Source organism: Paenibacillus sp. LHD-117, from assembly GCF_030929555.1.
In the GTDB taxonomy this organism is placed as follows: Bacteria; Bacillota; Bacilli; order Paenibacillales; family Paenibacillaceae; genus Pristimantibacillus.
Genome location: NZ_JAVFVT010000094.1, coordinates 1 through 548 on the forward strand (window position 1 = coordinate 1; position 548 = coordinate 548).

Annotated in this window: 1 protein-coding gene; it reads right to left on the reverse strand. The window is 58.4% G+C overall.

The genetic code is table 11. The annotated features are described in order from the left end of the window. A partial coding sequence (locus tag RB620_RS30205; protein WP_308100872.1) for an IS110 family transposase occupies positions 1 to 548 on the reverse strand: 548 nt, incomplete at both ends.

Below are 548 nucleotides of genomic sequence, written 5' to 3' on the forward strand. Positions count from 1 at the left end.
CCAATTTCCGCGGCAATGGTGATGGCGGTTAGGCGCGCAACGCCACGCAGGGATTGAAGAAGCTGGATAACAGAAGCTTTCGCTCCCGTCGTGGCTTGCTCAAGAAGCGCATTCTCCAACCGACCTATGCGGTGCTCGACTTCCTCAAGCGCATGCAGCATCTCCATAAACACGACTTGCATCGCCGCATGCTCGAAGGTGAGCGCAGCCAGCCATACGCGGTACTTCTTGGTCCAGCGTCGCTTGATCGTGTCTGGCGGATGGATCTGATGACGCAAAAGAAATTTGAGAATTCGTTGGCGCGCGCGGTGCGCATCTTCTTTGGCCGCCTCGCGGGAACGAACGAGATCACGCAACGCTTCGTCATCGCGCGTGGGGACATGAACGGCGGTCAACTCGCCTGCGCGAAACAGACGGGCTAGCTGCTCCGCATCACGCCGATCCGTTTTGACATGGTCCCCGGGGCGTTTAGGCATGAGTGAAGGCGCAATGACGGTACAGCTGGCTCCCATCGATTCGATCCAGCGTTGCGTTTCATAGCCGGTTGG